Raw genomic sequence first — 16,406 nt, 5'->3', positions numbered from 1 at the left:
TTCTGACAGCACGATAGAAAACAAGGTTCATGTCAGGGATACCTTCCAACGGTCTGAGGAAAAAGGAAAATATCACAAAGGGCGTGTGCAGAGAGAACACGCACACAGAGAGCGTGCGAAGTCAGAAAATACAAAGCAGTCCGATTATGGAGATTTCCAGACAAAGGATGCCACATTTTCGCAGGGGCAGGAGGAAGAATTTACCGACAAAAAAGTACAGAAGGCTTTTGATAAGTCGGAAAAGAGTCGTCAGAAGTTGCAGAAAGCAAAGGACAAGATGCCGAAAAAGCGGCAGTATGAGATGAAACGTGTCTTTGATGAACAGAACGGAAAAGCAAAATATATCGTTGTTCCGGTGGATGTGGAGAAGCCATTTAAGCAGGATGGTCTGGGAAAGACTGCGGTTCATAAGCTGCAAACGGAAAATATGTATTTTGTGCATCGTAAGATTGCAGAAACAGAAAAGGACAATTCTGCGGTTGAGGGTGCACACAAGACGGAACAGCGTGCCGAGGACATTTATCACTATATGAAGTATCACCGCAAGAGCAAGGCACAGAGAAAGCGTGACCGCCTAGAGCGATTGCAGAAAAAGCAGGTCACAGCAGATATGAAGCTGGAGTATGAGAAATTCATTAGTGAAAATCCACATCTAAAGGGCAACAGTCCAAAGAAACAGTTACAAAGGCAGCTACAGAAACAGCGCATCAAGCGTGAGTATGCCAAGGCAAGGCGGGCAGGAGCAGAAGCCAAGACTGCAAAGGAAACATTTACAAAGACAGCCAATGCCGCAACCGGGATTGCAAAGAAGTTACAGGAGATTGCCACAAAAAATAAAACACTGATTATCACAGTGGGTATTTTTGCTCTTCTGCTTATTATGATCATGTCGGCATTATCAAGCTGCGGTTCCATGTTTACCGGAACTGTGACAACAACGATGGCAAGCACATATCTTAGCCTTCCGGCAGAGATTGATGCAGCAGATTTATCTTTTACAGAAAAGGAAATGGAGCTGCAAAACAAGATTGACCGGATTGAAACTGATTACCCGGGATATGATGAATACGATTATAACCTTGGTGCAATCGGGCATGATCCATATACACTGATCAGTTATCTTTCCGCAGTCCATACGGAATTTACTGCCGCAGAAATGGAGAGTGAAATTCAGGAATTATTTGATGCCATGTATTCCCTTACTACTGAGGAAGTGGAGGAGACACGGACAAGGACAGTCACAAAGACCGGAACCAGAACAGTTACAAATGCAGATGGAAGCATCAGTACCGAGGAATACGAGTATGAGGAGGAAGAAGAATATATCGTAACAATCCTTCGAGTCACTTTAACGGTCACACCTCTTGAGAGCATTATTGCCGGACGCATGGATACGGAACAGGCAGAAATCTTTGCCGCCTACACGGAGACAAAAGGCGGGTTACAGGTATTTGGAACACCCGTGGATTACTACTGGTACTACTATATCAGCAGTTATTATGGATACCGGAAGAATCCGAACACCGGAGCAGAGGAGCTTCACAGGGGCGTGGACATTGCAGTGCCGACAGGTACAGTTGTCTATGCGGCGCATGACGGAACGGTTATGGAAGCGGCTTACGATTCCTATTATGGGAATTATGTGGTGATTACGGACAGTAAGGGATATACCACAAAATATGCCCACATGGACAGCTTAAATGTGTCCGCAGGACAGAGTGTCAAAAAGGGTGACGATATAGGCAAAAGCGGAAATACAGGAAGCAGTACCGGAAGCCACCTTCATATCGAATGTCTGTATAACGGGGAGTATTATAACCCGTTATTTTATTTTGAGGCAGGAGAGCAGACCATTTATGGGGAAACACCGGGCGGCACCGGAGGAGGAACCGGCAATGTGATACCACCGGAGTCCTATGACGATGCAACGGTGCAGACGCTTATGCGGGAAGCAAACAGGTATCTGGGAATGCCATATACTTTTGGCGGCACAGCTCCGGCAAGTTTTGACTGTTCCGGTTTTGTATGCTGGGTATTTTCAAACAGCGGCGTACATAACCTGCCAAGAACCACAGCACAGGGCATTTATGACCAGTGTACTTCGGTATCCGCATCGGAAGCAAAGGCAGGAGATCTCATATTTTTTACAAAAACTTATAATGCAGGGCGAACCGTCACGCATGTTGGTATTTATTGTGGAAACGGTACGATGGTGCATTGTGGTGATCCAATCCAGTATACCTCAATCAATACCTCTTACTGGCAGAGCCATTTTTATGGTTTTGGAAGATTAAATTAGCGAAGGGAGGAAGATCAGTTGTCAGTAGAAAGAATCAATGCACAGCTTAAAAAGGTCAGAGAACAGATAGCACAGCTACAGGCAAAGGAAAAAGACCTTGCAGAGCAGAAACAGATGGCGGAGGATGCCGAAGCCATGAAGATCATACGGAAATATAAAATCTCATCCGAGCGATTGCAGATGCTTAATAAGCTCAGTGAGGATGAAGTCAGAAATTTATTACAGAAACGGGAACAGGAAAAGGAGGATTCGACCAATGAAAATGAAGAAGTTATCCGTTAAGGCACTAATGTCCCTGATACTGTCGGCAATACTTTTTTGTATGCCGATTGGGGCATTTTTTGCAAACAGGGCAAATACTGTGGAGGTTCATGCGGAGGATACAGCAGAGCAGAAAACAGAAAGTGCGGCAGAGGAAAGCAGTGCAGAAAGCACAGCGTCCGGTAATGATAACAAGGACAGTTCCGGTAGTGGAGAAAATCACACAGAGCAGTCCACAGAGAATACAACGGAAAATTCCACAGAAGGCACAACCGAGGAAACACAGCCTTCCGCAAAATGCACCTGCAAGGAAAAATGCAGTCAGTATGCGGTGGATGAGGATTGTGAGGTGTGTGCAAAGGATTATAAGGAATGTGCTTATATCAATCCGAGCGTAAAAATTACAATCAATACACCTTCTGGGTGGCATAACGATACCACGAAAGTAACAGTCAAGGTGGAGGATACTATTGCATCCGGCAATTTTACCATTCGGACAGTAAAGGCAAAAGTCGGACAGAATGGAAGCTGGACAGATATTACCGAGGATATGTACATAGAGATTTCCGAGAACAGCACCATTTATGTGCAGGTCACAGACCAGAAGGGCAAGACCTACGAGAAAAACCGTTATATCAAGTGTTTTGATTTTACCAAGCCTACCTTAAATGCGGCAGTCAGCGACGGTCTTTTGAGCATTCAGGCACATGATACGGATTCCGGTATCAAGGCAATCTATGTCAATGGCTATGAGTTTACAGAGCATACGAATGGAGCCTTGAATATCCGTCTGCAACAGTTCGATGCAGGGTATCAGTATTTCACGATTTCTGCCATGGATAATGCAGGAAATACCTCTGAAATCTATAAAACAGCCAATCCGTATTACACCGATCCGGAGAATAAGGACAGCAATGAAAAAGATCCGGCACAGCAGCTCCCAGTGGATGCGTCGGCAACCAAACCTAGCTCTGCAACCGCACAGGTCACAGAACATACAAAAACGGATGTGAATGGAAATACAGTTTCCCAGACAGGCAGTGGAACAAATTCAAGCAGTTCCGCAACAGCAAAGCAATCTCCAAGTACGGGAGATACTTCTAAGGATGCAGACCAGAGCAGTGACAGTCAGACTTCTGAAAAAGGCAAGGAATTTTACACAATCCAGACTGCATCAGAAAAGGTATTTTATCTTGTGATTGATCGTGATGGGGAAGATGAAAAGGTGTATTTCCTTACAGAAGTCAGTGAAAACGACCTGCTGAATACCACAACGGATAACAGCGAGACACTTCCGAAAAATTCAGCGGCATTGGAATCTGCAATCCCTACCAAAGACAGCGCATTATCAAACAATAATGCTGATACCACAGGAGAGAAAACACAGGGAGCAGAAAGTGTTGAGGACAGCACCGAAGATAGCACGGAAGATACAAGTGAGCCGAAAGAGGATACCGCAAAGGCAGATGGTTCCGGCTTTACATATATTTTAATGGGCATTGCTGCGGTAGCTGTGATCGGAGTGGTATATGTTGTGAAATCCAAGAAGAAAAAGGAAAACTTCATTGATGAGGATGAAGATGAGGACGAGCTTGACGAGGACTACGATTATGAGGACGAGGAAGAAACCGAGCAGGATTCCGACGAAGCATTCATAAATGGTGGTGATGATACAGAATCAGTAGACACAGACGAGAATGACAATGAAGATAACAACAACGAGAATAACGAAGAAGATGGGGAGGAATAGAGATGGAGCTTGTAATTGCAGAGAAGCCGAGTGTGGCACAGAGCATTGCGGCGGTTCTTGGTGCCACACAGCGTAAGGACGGATATTTGGAAGGCAATGAGTATCTGGTATCATGGTGTGTGGGACATCTGGTAGAACTGGCACAGCCGGAAAGCTATGAGGAAGCATGGAAGAAATGGAGCTATGAGAGCCTTCCGATCATTCCGCAGGAATGGCAGCATGAAGTGAAAAGTGATACAAAAGCACAGTATCAGATTTTGAAAAAGCTCATGCATGATGACAGGGTAGATGCCGTTGTATGTGCTACCGATGCTGGAAGGGAGGGTGAGCTGATCTTTCGCCTGACCTACAACATGGCAGGGTGCAGAAAACCGATGAAGCGGTTATGGATTTCTTCCATGGAGGAAAGTGCTATCCGTGACGGCTTCCATAATCTTCGCCCAGGCAGCGACTATGATAACTTGTATCATTCAGCATTATGCAGGCAGGAAGCAGACTGGCTTGTGGGTATCAATGGGACAAGACTTTTTACGGTATTATATGGCGGTAAGGCATTGAAGGTTGGCAGAGTGCAGACACCGACACTTGCCATGCTGGTGGATCGTGAAAGTAAAATCATGAATTTCAAGAAAGAAGCCTATTATATGGCTCACATCATGGGAAATGGTCTGGATGCGGTATCAGAGCATATCAGTGATAAAACGGAAGCAGAGAGGATTGCAGGAGCCTGTGAAAACGGACAGGCTCTTGTCACTTCCGTGGTAAAGGAAGAAAAGTGGGTAGCACCGCCGAAGCTCTATGACCTTACAACACTCCAAAGGGATGCAAACCGTCTGTTTGGTTTTACTGCCAAGCAGACATTGGAATATACGCAGAGCCTTTATGAGAAAAAGTTAGTAACTTATCCAAGAACAGACAGCCAGTATCTTTCCGATGACATGGAAGGTACTGCAAAAAATGTGATCGAAGCGATTTTCAATTCTCTGTTATTTGAGCAGAATATCATGTTCAATCCAGATATTAAAAGAATTTTGAACAGCAAGAAAGTGACGGACCACCACGCAATCATTCCTACCATGGAGATCATCAAGCAGGACTTAAAGGCAATCCCGGAGAGCGAAATGAAGATACTTTCCCTTTGTGCAAACCGTCTGCTGTGTGCGACCGGGGAGAAGCACATTTATAATTCCACAAAGGCAGTGATTACCTGCAACAATACTGTATTTAAGGTATCCGGCAAGGAAGTGTGGAAAAATGGATGGAAGGAATTTGAGGATTTCTTCAAAAATTCCTATAAAACCGCAGAGGATAAATCGGATGCAGAGGAAGAAAAGAAGCTGCCGGAGCTTCGTGAGGGCATGACGATTGCAGTGGAGCAGACAAGAGTTTCCGAGCATTTCACACAGCCACCGAAACATTACACCGAGGACAGCTTACTGTCTGCCATGGAGCGAGCCGGAGCAGAAGATATGGGTGACGAAGTGGAGAGAAAAGGACTTGGCACACCTGCCACCAGAGCTGACATTATTGAAAAACTGGTAAAAGACGGATTCGTAAAGCGTGAGAAAAAGCAGATGATTCCGACAGAGGACGGAATGAAGCTGATCACGATACTTCCGGATGTAGTAAAATCTCCGAAACTGACTGCTGACTGGGAAAATGAGCTTACACTTGTATCCAAAGGAGAAGTTGCTGCAGAGCAGTTTATGTCTGGTATTGAAGCAATGGTAACTGATCTTGTAAAGACCTATCACAGCGTTAGTGATGAGCAGAAAGCCATGTTTGGCACAGGCAAGGGTGAACAGGAAGTGCTAGGCAAATGCCCGAAGTGCGGTGCCGATGTAGTCAAGGGAAAATTCGGAGCGTACTGTACCGGGAAGTGCGGTATGAATGTCGGCAAGGCACTTGGGGTAACACTTTCCGATACACAGGTCAAGAGCCTGCTTCAAGGGAAAAAGATACTTGTAAAAGGATTAAAAGGCAAGAAAGGCAGCTATGATGCTTATTTGATTCCGGAGAGCATAGAGGAGTTTTCCTATACGAAGGATGGAAAAGAAATCAAGGGATTCCAGTATAAGTTTAAGATGGAATTTTCTCAAAAGGCAGGAAAGCAAGGGTAGGAATGTAGCTGTGATTGTGGTATAGTGGGGAAAGTATCGGAATTTGTAAAGTTAAGGAGAAATACTTAATGTGGTTAGACAGAAATGAACTTGTATCACTTGATTTGAAGTTGACATCGGACTATGGTGATATCATACCAAAAATACAAATAGGTTATGATCTATTTAATCTTATTGAACATAATACCAGTATAGATACAGAAACTAAAATCAATTTAAAAGAGAAAGCAGTAATATGTCATCAGAAAATCAAAATGATGTTGTTTGCAGAAAAATGTGCTATTGAAAATTTAAATGAATTTGAAGTCTCACAGAACATGGAAATGCCTTGCCTTTTTGGAGATGATGAAACAACATTGCTTTATCATACTGAAAGTACAATCCTTTTTGCAAGAAATGCATTAGATGTAGTAGCTACTATTTTTCATTGTATAGCTTTTCATGAAAGAAATGATAGTTTCAATAAATTCACAAAGAAAATATTGAAGGATGAAAATGATAAATTTATTTATTTAAAATCATATCTTTGTGAAATAGATAAACTTGATACACATGCTTTTCGTTTACTCTGTGGTAGCGAGAGAGGAAGATCATTAAGAGATCAAATCGTACATCAAACTAATATTAAACTTGAGTATGATGAGTATAAAGAAGGTAGCAATAAAGAGAAGTTATTCATAGTGTTATATAAGGGTGAAATTGTGATTTGTTATAGAGAATTTATGAGGAACTTTGTTATGGAAGTTGTAGAAATGATTTCATCTATTTCACAAAAATTCATTCTCGACGAATTAGAAAATCAACTATAATGGGAAATGTAATAGACAATTCTCTATTTGTGGATGTCGAGAAATTTAATTTAGCGGTACGACAGTATACCACATACAATTTAATAACAACACAGCGTTAGAGCGTATGGGAAAACTGTACGCTCTCTTTTTTTATCAAAAATGGAGGGAAATCACATGGAAGAAACAAATGTAACAATGACTACAGAGGAAATGCAGGGTGAACCTGCAGCAAAGGAAAATGAGACAAAGGCGGAGAAGTTTATCCGTATTGGCGAGTACCGCATGAATAAGGCGGTTGATGCTATTGGCAGACTGGAGAATCTTGCAAATCGAGGTTCCTACGAATATACACAGGAACAGGTAGATGTGATGTTTCAGGCGTTAGAGGGGAGGGTTGCGGAAGTTAAGGCAAGGTTTACGCCTAAGAAAGCGGCTGAGAGTAAGACTTTCAGCTTTGGTACAACAGAATAGGAATGTAACGGGAAATAAAGGAAAGGCAGTCATGTAGTGTATGTGGCTGCCTTTTTGTCGTATCTATGACAGGAAGGAGAACTGTGTGAGAAAATATGATTTTATATCGGCTCTGGCAAAAGAGACAGCAGCCGAGGTTGTCAAAAATCGTGAGGAATGGATGAAATACCTTACTACAGCGGCGAGATTATACAAGTATCCGTTCCGGGAACAGCTTTTAATCTATGCACAAAGACCGGACGCAACAGCGTGTGCTTCCATAGAGTTGTGGAATGAGCGTATGCACTGCTGGGTAAACAAAGGGGCAAAGGGTATCGCACTTTTGGACGAGGATGATGCACATGGAAAGCGTCTGAAATATGTATTTGATGTTTCAGATGTCCATGCGGCAAGGAGAATCGGACGGTATCCGGAACTCTGGGAATTACATGAGGAACATAAGGAAGATGTAATTAAGCGTCTGGAGCAGACTTATGGTGCTACCGATGATAAGAAGCTGTTTGAAGAAAGACTTATGGAGATAGCTGAGAGGATTGCGGCAGATTATTATGAGGAATTGTTGCCGGATTTGCAGTACATGATCGAGGGCAGTTTTTTAGAAGGACTGGACGAGCAGAATGTCGGTATCCGCTTGAGGGAGACATTATCGGACAGCATTTCCTTTACACTTTTATCTGCCTGTGGTGCAGATATGCAGGAGTATGGTTCGGAATTTTCTTTCGATTTTATCCATGAATTTAATTCCATGGATACCCTAGCAGTACTTGGAGATGCAGCCAATGAGCTTGCAAAACCGGTACTTTTAGAGATTGGAAGAACCATAAGGGCATATAACAGAAGCTACGAAAAGGAACAAACAGAAAATTTAACGCAGAAAGGACTTGCAAATACTTCTGAAATAGACTACAATGCGTTAAAGCGTGAAAGCGAGAGCGGACATGAGGAATATATTGACAACAATCAAAACAGCGTAGAAAGGGGCAATAGCGATGAATCTGACATACGAAAAGAACGGGGATTATCTGATTCCGACATTACAGGCGGACATTCAGCCGGAGGGAACGGTAACGAAGTACGGAATGATGAGGGAGACTTATCTGAAGGAGAACCACAGGGGCGTGTACTCAGCGTTTCTTCTGAAAGGAACATTGAAAGAACACCTGCTGACGATCCAGAAGCAGGCAGAGGAGAGAATGGAGAAGCTGACGAGCCAGATGGCGGCAACCGAGGGAGTGACCGAACAACTCAAGGAAGCCGATCAGATGCTCTGGGTAGCGAAGATGAACAGCATTCGGAACCGAGCAGAGGAAGTGGTTCTGGGAGAACTGGTTTACAGTCTGTAACAGACACCGATGATCTTCTCCGGGGAGAAGCACCGGAACCCACCTTTACACAACTCAGCCTGTTTCCTTCTTTTGAGGAGCAGGTCGGAACAGTCGCAGCAGCGGAAGCAAGTATGAAATATACCATGCCCGCTGCTTTTTCTTTGCCACAGAATGAGCTTGAAACCATTCTTCGCAGTGGCGGAGGAAAACAGCACAGCAGAAAGCGTATCTTTGCAAAGTACACAGAGGGCAGAAATGCCGAGCAGATGGTGGATTTTCTGAAAAATGAGTACGGACAGACCGGAAAAGGTTTTGAAATCAATGGAAATCCCGTATCAGTGTGGTTCGATGAGCATGGTATGAGTGTCGGCTATGGAACACAGGCAAGGGAAACGCCGATTGTCACGATGGATTGGGAAGATGTGGAGAGCCATATCCGTTCTATGATCGAAAATGGTACTTATATGAGTGCCAGTGAAGCATTTCTTGTGGATACACAGGAGCGGAACCGTGTTGCCAACCAGATCTATTTCTTTCTGCGGGATGGCATGGATGAAATGCCGGAGGAGCTTGGATTAAAAGCCGGAAACTATCCGGAGAGTGAAGCAAAACTCATGGAACTTCTTTCTACCCATGAGGGCAGGGAGCAGCTTAAAAATATTTTGGAAGATGCGGCGGAACGTCTTGCATCGGGTGAAGCCGAATTAAAATGGCGGCATGTGAAATCACCGGAATATCTGTTATCGGAGATAGCAGACCTTGACAGAGAAAGGCTGGAATTTCCATTGCCAGATACTGTGGAAGTAGCACAGGAAGATTTTATTACACAGGATGAGATTGACTATGCACTAGGCAGGGGAAGCGGCTATGAGCATGGAGCTTTCCGCATCTATGAGTATTTCATGGAAGGACATGACCAGAAGGAAGCGGTAGCCTTTCTGAAAAAAGAATATGGCATTGGTGGTGGTTCCGGCGGACTGCCGGGTAATGATGATTCCCATAATGAACATGATGGAAAAGGTATCCGTCTGGAGAAAGGCAGTTATGGCAATCCGTATGCAAAAGTGCTTCTGAACTGGAATGTTGTAGAGAAAAGGCTTCGTGAGCTGATCAAAGAGGACAAATACTTATCTCCACAGGGAAAGGAAAACTATAAGGCTTACAAGGAAGAACAGGCAGAAAAAGCAAGACAGCGTGAGCTTTCTCGTCTGGAGCATGGACAGCGGTTAGAGTGTAAGAAAGACATTGATGCACTGATTGCTGAGAAATTCAATGGTTTTGTTCTTCCGAGGAATACCGCAGATGAGATCATAGATAAATATGGCATTGACTGTGTGGAATTTGTTCTTGCAAATACGGTTACGCATTTTGATTATGATGGTCGTTTTTCACGGAACAATAAGGACTGGGCAAAGGACATTGTTGCGGAAAATGAGTGGGAGAACAACGATCTGATTCTAAGCTCACATCCGGCAGTGCTGGACGGATTTACCAATCAGGCGAGAAGATATATCAATGTGATTCGGGAAAAAGAAAAGGAAGCACAGCAAAAGATCACGATTGATGGATATGAGTGTGTTCTGGTTGATGAGTGGGGCAGTGAAAAAGAGAAATATCTGCTTGGAAATGACATTGAGGACAGCAGTTTTTATTATGCACAGGTCAATGGGAAATCCTTTGAATACGACCATAAGCCGGAGCGTGGCGAGGTAGAAGATGATTATATCAATGCTTTGGCAGAGGAAGATATTGACAGGCACGAAGCAGAAGTGTTTTCACGCTTTGATGGGACGGATGGTATCGCTGAGCCGGATGAAACTGAGCCACAACAAGAATTTTCACAAGAGGAATCGCAGAAATTATTCTGGCATGTGGTACATGATGCTGATGATGAATATGGGAATCCGACACAGTGGAGTGCCACCTTATCAGAGGGAGTATTCCTTTGGATTGATAAGGAAGTGGACGGATATGCTATTTATGATACGGCAGACACCACCCGTCCGGCATTGGAGACATTTTCGACTTTGCAGGAAGCAATGGACTGGGGCAATGAGCTTGCAGAAAGTGGCAGGAAAGCAGAAGCGGAGTTTCCTGATGAAAAGGAACAGAATGTTGTTACAGAACAGACTGAAGATGAACTGGACAGTATAGATACGCAGTTTGCCCGTGAGCGTCTGGAGAATGGAGAAGCAGACCGAAAGACAGAGGAAATGCTGTCACAGGTGCTTACCGGAGAATGGGAGCCGCTTACACCTTCGGCAGAGGAGAATAAGACTGTACAGGAAATAAATGTGGCTGCACCGGATAAAAGTAACGCTGTCAATTTCCATATCAGCGATGACCGATTGGGCGAAGGTTCTCCAAAAGAAAAATTCCAGAGAAATGTTGCGGCAATTAAGTTGTTGGAGCAGATTGAGGGCGAAAACCGTTATGCTACACCGGAAGAACAGCAGATTTTATCCCAGTATGTCGGCTGGGGTGGTCTTGCCGATGCGTTTGACGAGAGCAAATCAAACTGGTCAGCAGAATATCACCAGTTAAAGGAACTGTTATCGCCGGAGGAGTACCGCATGGCAAGGGAGAGTACCTTGAATGCCCATTATACAAGTCCGGTTATTATCCGCCAGATGTATGAAACATTGGAGAAAATGGGATTTTCCAAAGGAAATGTACTGGAGCCTTCCATGGGTATCGGCAACTTTTTCGGTATGATGCCGGATTCCATGAAAGAGAGCAGGCTTTACGGAGTGGAGCTTGACAGCATTACCGGACGCATTGCAAAGCAGCTTTATCCGCAGGCAGATGTGCAGATCAAAGGCTTTGAAAAGACCGATTATCCGAATGATTTCTTTGATGTTGCAATCGGAAATGTGCCTTTTGGTCAGTATAAGGTGGCAGATAAGCAGTATGATAAAAACAATTTCCTGATACACGATTATTTCTTTGCAAAGACGTTGGATAAAGTGCGTCCCGGTGGTGTGGTTGCTTTTATCACAAGCAAGGGAACCATGGACAAGGCAAGTCCGGAGGTCAGAAGATACCTTGCACAAAGAGCTGATCTGCTAGGTGCAGTCCGACTTCCGAACACCGCATTTAAGGCAAATGCAGGAACCGAGGTCACTTCGGATATTTTATTTTTCCAGAAGCGTGACCGCATGGTAGAGCGTGAGCCGGACTGGGTACATCTGGGAGAGGATGCAGATGGCATTGCAATGAACGCTTACTTTGCACAGCATCCGGAGCAGATCGTAGGAAAGATGGAAATGGTATCCGGTCCTTATGGCGTGGAAAGCACCTGCAGGGCAGATGACAGCAGACCTTTTGCGGAGCAGTTAGCAAAAGCACTTGAAAATATTACAGGACAGATTGATACGATTGATCTGGATGAGGAGCTTGCGGATGACATGAGCAGGCAGAGTATTCCGGCTGATCCGTCCGTCAAGAATTTCAGCTATACCGTAGTTGAAAATGAGGTATATTACCGTGAAAACTCGGTTATGAAGCCTGTGGAAGTATCAGACACCGCAAAAGAGCGTATCAAGGGAATGGTGGCAATCCGTAACTGTACGCAGGAGCTGATTGATATGCAGCTTGAGGAATATTCCGATGCGGCAATCAAGGGAAAACAGGCGGAATTAAACACATTATACGATTCTTTCTCGAAAAAATATGGTCTGATCAATTCGCAGACGAATAAGAGAGCCTTTAATCAGGACAGCAGTTATTGCCTGTTGTGTTCTTTGGAAAAACTTGATGATGAGGGCAATTTCAAGGGCAAAGCGGATATGTTCACGAAGCGTACCATTAAAAGGGCAGAGGTGGTCACAAGTGTGGATACTGCAAGTGAAGCATTGGCAGTATCTTTAGCAGAGAAAGCTAAAATCGACCTTGATTATATGGCAGAGCTGACTGAAAAGGACAAGGATACGCTGATTGAGGAGCTTCGTGGTGTTATTTTTCAGAACCCGCTTACCGATGTCTGGGAGACAGCAGACCAGTATCTCAGCGGAAATGTGCGTGAGAAACTTGCCATTGCAGCAACCTATGCAGAAAATCATCCGGAATATGCTCCAAATGTGCAGGCTCTTACGCAGGTACAGCCGAGGGAGCTGGACGCATCGGAGATTGAGGTGCGTATTGGTGCCACATGGATTGATCCAAAATATATCAATGATTTCATGCGTGATACGTTCCAGACACCGGAGCATTTATTCCGCAGAGATACGATTGGGGTGCAGTTTTCGGGTGTGACCGGAGAGTGGAACATTAAAGGGAAAAACGCTGATTTTGGAAATACGCTTGTCAACATGACCTATGGTACAAGCCGGGTAAATGCCTATAAGATACTGGAAGATTCCTTAAATCTGAAAGACACAAGAGTTTATGATACCATTGAGGAAGATGGAAAGGAAAAAAGAGTTCTTAATAAAAAGGAAACCATGATTGCAAGCCAGAAGCAGGAAGCGATAAGGGAAGCATTTAAGGACTGGGTATTCCGTGATCCGGAGCGCAGGCAGACACTTGTGGCAAAATATAATGAGCTTTTCAATTCCACCAGACCAAGAGAATATGACGGTTCACATCTGAAATTTCCGGGTATGACACCGGATATTGAATTAAAGCCGCATCAGAAAAATGCGGTTGCCCATGTGCTGTATGGGGATAATACCCTGCTTGCACACTGCGTTGGTGCCGGAAAGACCTTTGAAATGACAGCGGCGGCAATGGAAAGCAAGCGTCTGGGACTATGCCAAAAGTCATTATTCGTGGTGCCGAACCACCTGACTGAACAATGGGCAAGTGATTTCTTACGGTTATATCCAGGAGCAAATATCCTTGCGGCAACGAAAAAGGATTTTGAACCCGCCAACCGTAAGAAATTTTGTTCCCGTATTGCAACAGGTGATTATGATGCCGTTATTATCGGGCATAGTCAGTTTGAAAAAATCCCGTTATCACAGGAAAGACAGGCAGCCACAATCGAAAAACAGATTGATGAGATTGAGCTTGCTATTGATCAGGCAAAAAGAGACAACGGGGAGCGTTATACCATTAAGCAGATGGAAAAATCGAGGAAAGCATTGCAGGTGCGGCTTGACAAGTTAAATGACCAGAGCCGTAAGGATAATGTCGTGACTTTTGAGCAGTTGGGTGTAGACAGGCTGTTTGTGGATGAGAGCCACAATTACAAGAACCTGTTCCTTTATACGAAAATGAGGAATGTGGCAGGTATCGCACAGACAGAAGCACAGAAGTCATCTGATATGTTTGCCAAGTGCCAGTATCTTGATGAAATCACGGGCGGCAAGGGTGTAACTTTTGCGACCGGAACGCCAATTTCCAACAGCATGACGGAGCTTTACACGAATATGCGTTATCTTCAGTATGGAACGCTCCAAAAGCTGGGACTGGGACATTTTGACGCATGGGCGGCTTCTTTTGGAGAAACACAGACAGCCATAGAGCTTGCACCGGAAGGAACCGGATACCGGGCAAAGACAAGATTTGCGAAGTTTTTCAATCTGCCGGAGCTGATTGCACTTTTCAAGGAGAGTGCGGACATTCAGACACCGGATATGTTAAAACTTCCTGTGCCGGAAGCAGAATATGAAAATGTGGTTCTAAAGCCGAGTGAGTTCCAGAAAGACATGGTAGCGTCACTTGCGGAACGTGCCGAAGCAGTCCGGGACAGGCAGGTACAGCCTTACGAGGACAACATGTTAAAGATTACCAATGACGGAAGAAAGCTGGCACTTGACCAGAGGCTGCTCAATGATATGCTTCCAGATGAGGAAAATTCCAAAGCGTCAACCTGTGTGGAGAAAGCCTATAAGATATGGGAAAATACCAAAGAGCAGAAGTCAGCACAGTTGATTTTCTGTGATTTATCGACACCGAAGGGCGATGGCACTTTCAATGTGTATGAGGATATAAAAAATAAGCTCATGGAAAAAGGAGTGCCGGAGAATGAGATAGCATTTATCCATGATGCCAATACAGAACTCAGAAAAGCGGAGCTGTTTGCAAAAGTAAGAAGCGGACAGGTTCGTTTTTTATTAGGTTCCACCGCCAAAATGGGAGCCGGTACGAATGTGCAGGACAGACTGATTGCATTGCATCATTTGGATGTGCCTTGGAGACCTTCTGACATTGAACAGCAGGAGGGAAGAATCTTACGACAGGGCAACCAGAATGATAAGGTCAAGATATTTCGTTATGTTACGGAAGGTACATTTGACAGTTACTCGTGGCAGCTCATTGAGAATAAGCAGAAATTCATCGGACAGATTATGACCAGTAAATCTCCGGTACGAAGCTGTGAGGATGTGGATGAAGCGGCACTTTCCTATGCGGAGGTCAAGGCACTTGCCACAGGCAATCCCTACATAAAAGAAAAAATGGATCTCGATATTCAGGTATCAAAGCTGAAACTGATGAAGGCAAACCATACCAGTCAGAAGTACAGGCTGGAGGATAACATCACACAACATTATCCGCATCAGATCGCCATTTTCAAGGAGCGTATCGAAGGCTTTACCGCTGATATGAATAAATATGCGAAAAATAAGCCGGAGGATAAGGAGCAGTTCTTTATGCAGGTGGGTGGAAAATCATACACCGACAAAAAGGAAGCTGGAACTGCAATCATAGCCATGTGTAAGGAGATTAAAGGCATCAATGCCAGTGCGGATGTAGGTGAATATCTTGGATTTAAGCTGAATGTAACCTTTGATTCTTTTAACAATAAATTTGTGATGAATGTCAAAGGAGCCATGAGCCACCCGATGGAAGTCGGCTCTGATCCGCTTGGAAATATCACAAGAATCAACAATGTACTGGAAGCCATGCCTTCACAGCTTGAGGAAGCACAGATGAAACTATCCAATGTGAAACATCAGCTTGAAACAGCAAAAGCAGAGGTAGACAAGCCATTTCCACAGGAAGCAGAACTTGCCGAGAAACTGGAGCGTCTGGCAGAGCTTAATTCTTTACTCAACATGGATGAAAAGGGCGATGATGCGATTGGCATGGATGACGAAGCCACGGAACCGGAAAAACCACAGGAAGATGTGAAAAAAGTGGATAACCGGGAGGAAGTGGTTGCGGATATGCCAATCAAGCAGAGCAATTTGGAAAAAGCAGCACCAGAAGGAGAACGCAGACTTGCAGACCGACCTGCAGAACGGACTTCATTGCAAGAAAAACTCGCAGCAATGAAGGCAAGGGTGTCCGGGACACCTGCAGGAAGGGATGCAGTGGATAAGGCAAAGGGGAAAGATCAGATTTTATAAAAAAAGTTTTATTCCCAACTTTATTCCCAACCTGTCAGCACTATTCGGGTTGGGAATAAAAGCAGGATTATTAAAAATGTTATAGCAGTTGATG

7 protein-coding genes are annotated in these 16,406 nt (G+C 44.3%); all 7 read left to right on the top strand.

Annotated features, from left to right (window positions below):
* A partial coding sequence (locus WKT10_RS15105) for a CD1108 family mobile element protein (RefSeq protein WP_340277961.1) occupies positions 1-2,299 on the top strand: 2,299 nt, incomplete at its 5' end.
* An 18-nt stretch (positions 2,300-2,317) separates the two neighbouring features.
* Entirely contained in the window at positions 2,318-2,581 is a 264-nt protein-coding gene (locus WKT10_RS15100) for a DUF4315 family protein (protein WP_002594225.1), read from the top strand.
* Positions 2,556-4,310 carry a CD1107 family mobile element protein gene (locus tag WKT10_RS15095; RefSeq protein ID WP_002594224.1) on the top strand — a complete coding sequence of 585 codons (1,755 nt, stop codon included), beginning with the start codon at positions 2,556-2,558 and terminating at the stop codon, positions 4,308-4,310. The genes WKT10_RS15100 and WKT10_RS15095 overlap by 26 nt, the downstream gene beginning before the upstream one ends.
* A gap of 2 nt (positions 4,311-4,312) precedes the next feature.
* Positions 4,313-6,430: a DNA topoisomerase 3 gene (locus WKT10_RS15090; RefSeq protein WP_002594223.1), complete on the top strand. Its 2,118-nt coding sequence runs from the start codon at positions 4,313-4,315 to the stop codon at positions 6,428-6,430.
* A 68-nt stretch (positions 6,431-6,498) separates the two neighbouring features.
* Entirely contained in the window at positions 6,499-7,239 is a 741-nt protein-coding gene (locus WKT10_RS15085) for a hypothetical protein (RefSeq protein ID WP_002594222.1), read from the top strand.
* A 156-nt stretch (positions 7,240-7,395) separates the two neighbouring features.
* On the top strand, positions 7,396-7,692 hold the full coding sequence (locus WKT10_RS15080) for a hypothetical protein (RefSeq protein WP_002594221.1): 297 nt from the start codon (positions 7,396-7,398) through the stop codon (positions 7,690-7,692).
* 85 nt (positions 7,693-7,777) lie between these two features.
* The gene (locus WKT10_RS15070; RefSeq protein WP_445293032.1) at positions 7,778-16,312 is read left to right on the top strand and encodes a DUF3849 domain-containing protein; all 8,535 of its coding nucleotides are present in this window, start codon (positions 7,778-7,780) and stop codon (positions 16,310-16,312) included.
* The last annotated feature ends 94 nt before the right edge of the window (positions 16,313-16,406 follow it).

Source organism: Enterocloster sp. HCN-30185 (assembly GCF_037890305.1).
Taxonomy (GTDB): domain Bacteria; phylum Bacillota; class Clostridia; order Lachnospirales; family Lachnospiraceae; genus Enterocloster.
This window is presented reverse-complemented; position numbering and strand designations above follow the sequence as displayed.

Excerpts from the sequence above, each read along its gene's own strand:
- WKT10_RS15090 (WP_002594223.1), top strand. The coding sequence starts at position 4,313 with ATGGAGCTTGTAATTGCAGAGAAGCCGAGTGTGGCACAGAGCATTGCG.
- WKT10_RS15095 (WP_002594224.1), top strand. The coding sequence starts at position 2,556 with ATGAAAATGAAGAAGTTATCCGTTAAGGCACTAATGTCCCTGATACTG.
- WKT10_RS15080 (WP_002594221.1), top strand. The coding sequence starts at position 7,396 with ATGGAAGAAACAAATGTAACAATGACTACAGAGGAAATGCAGGGTGAA.
- WKT10_RS15085 (WP_002594222.1), top strand. The coding sequence starts at position 6,499 with ATGTGGTTAGACAGAAATGAACTTGTATCACTTGATTTGAAGTTGACA.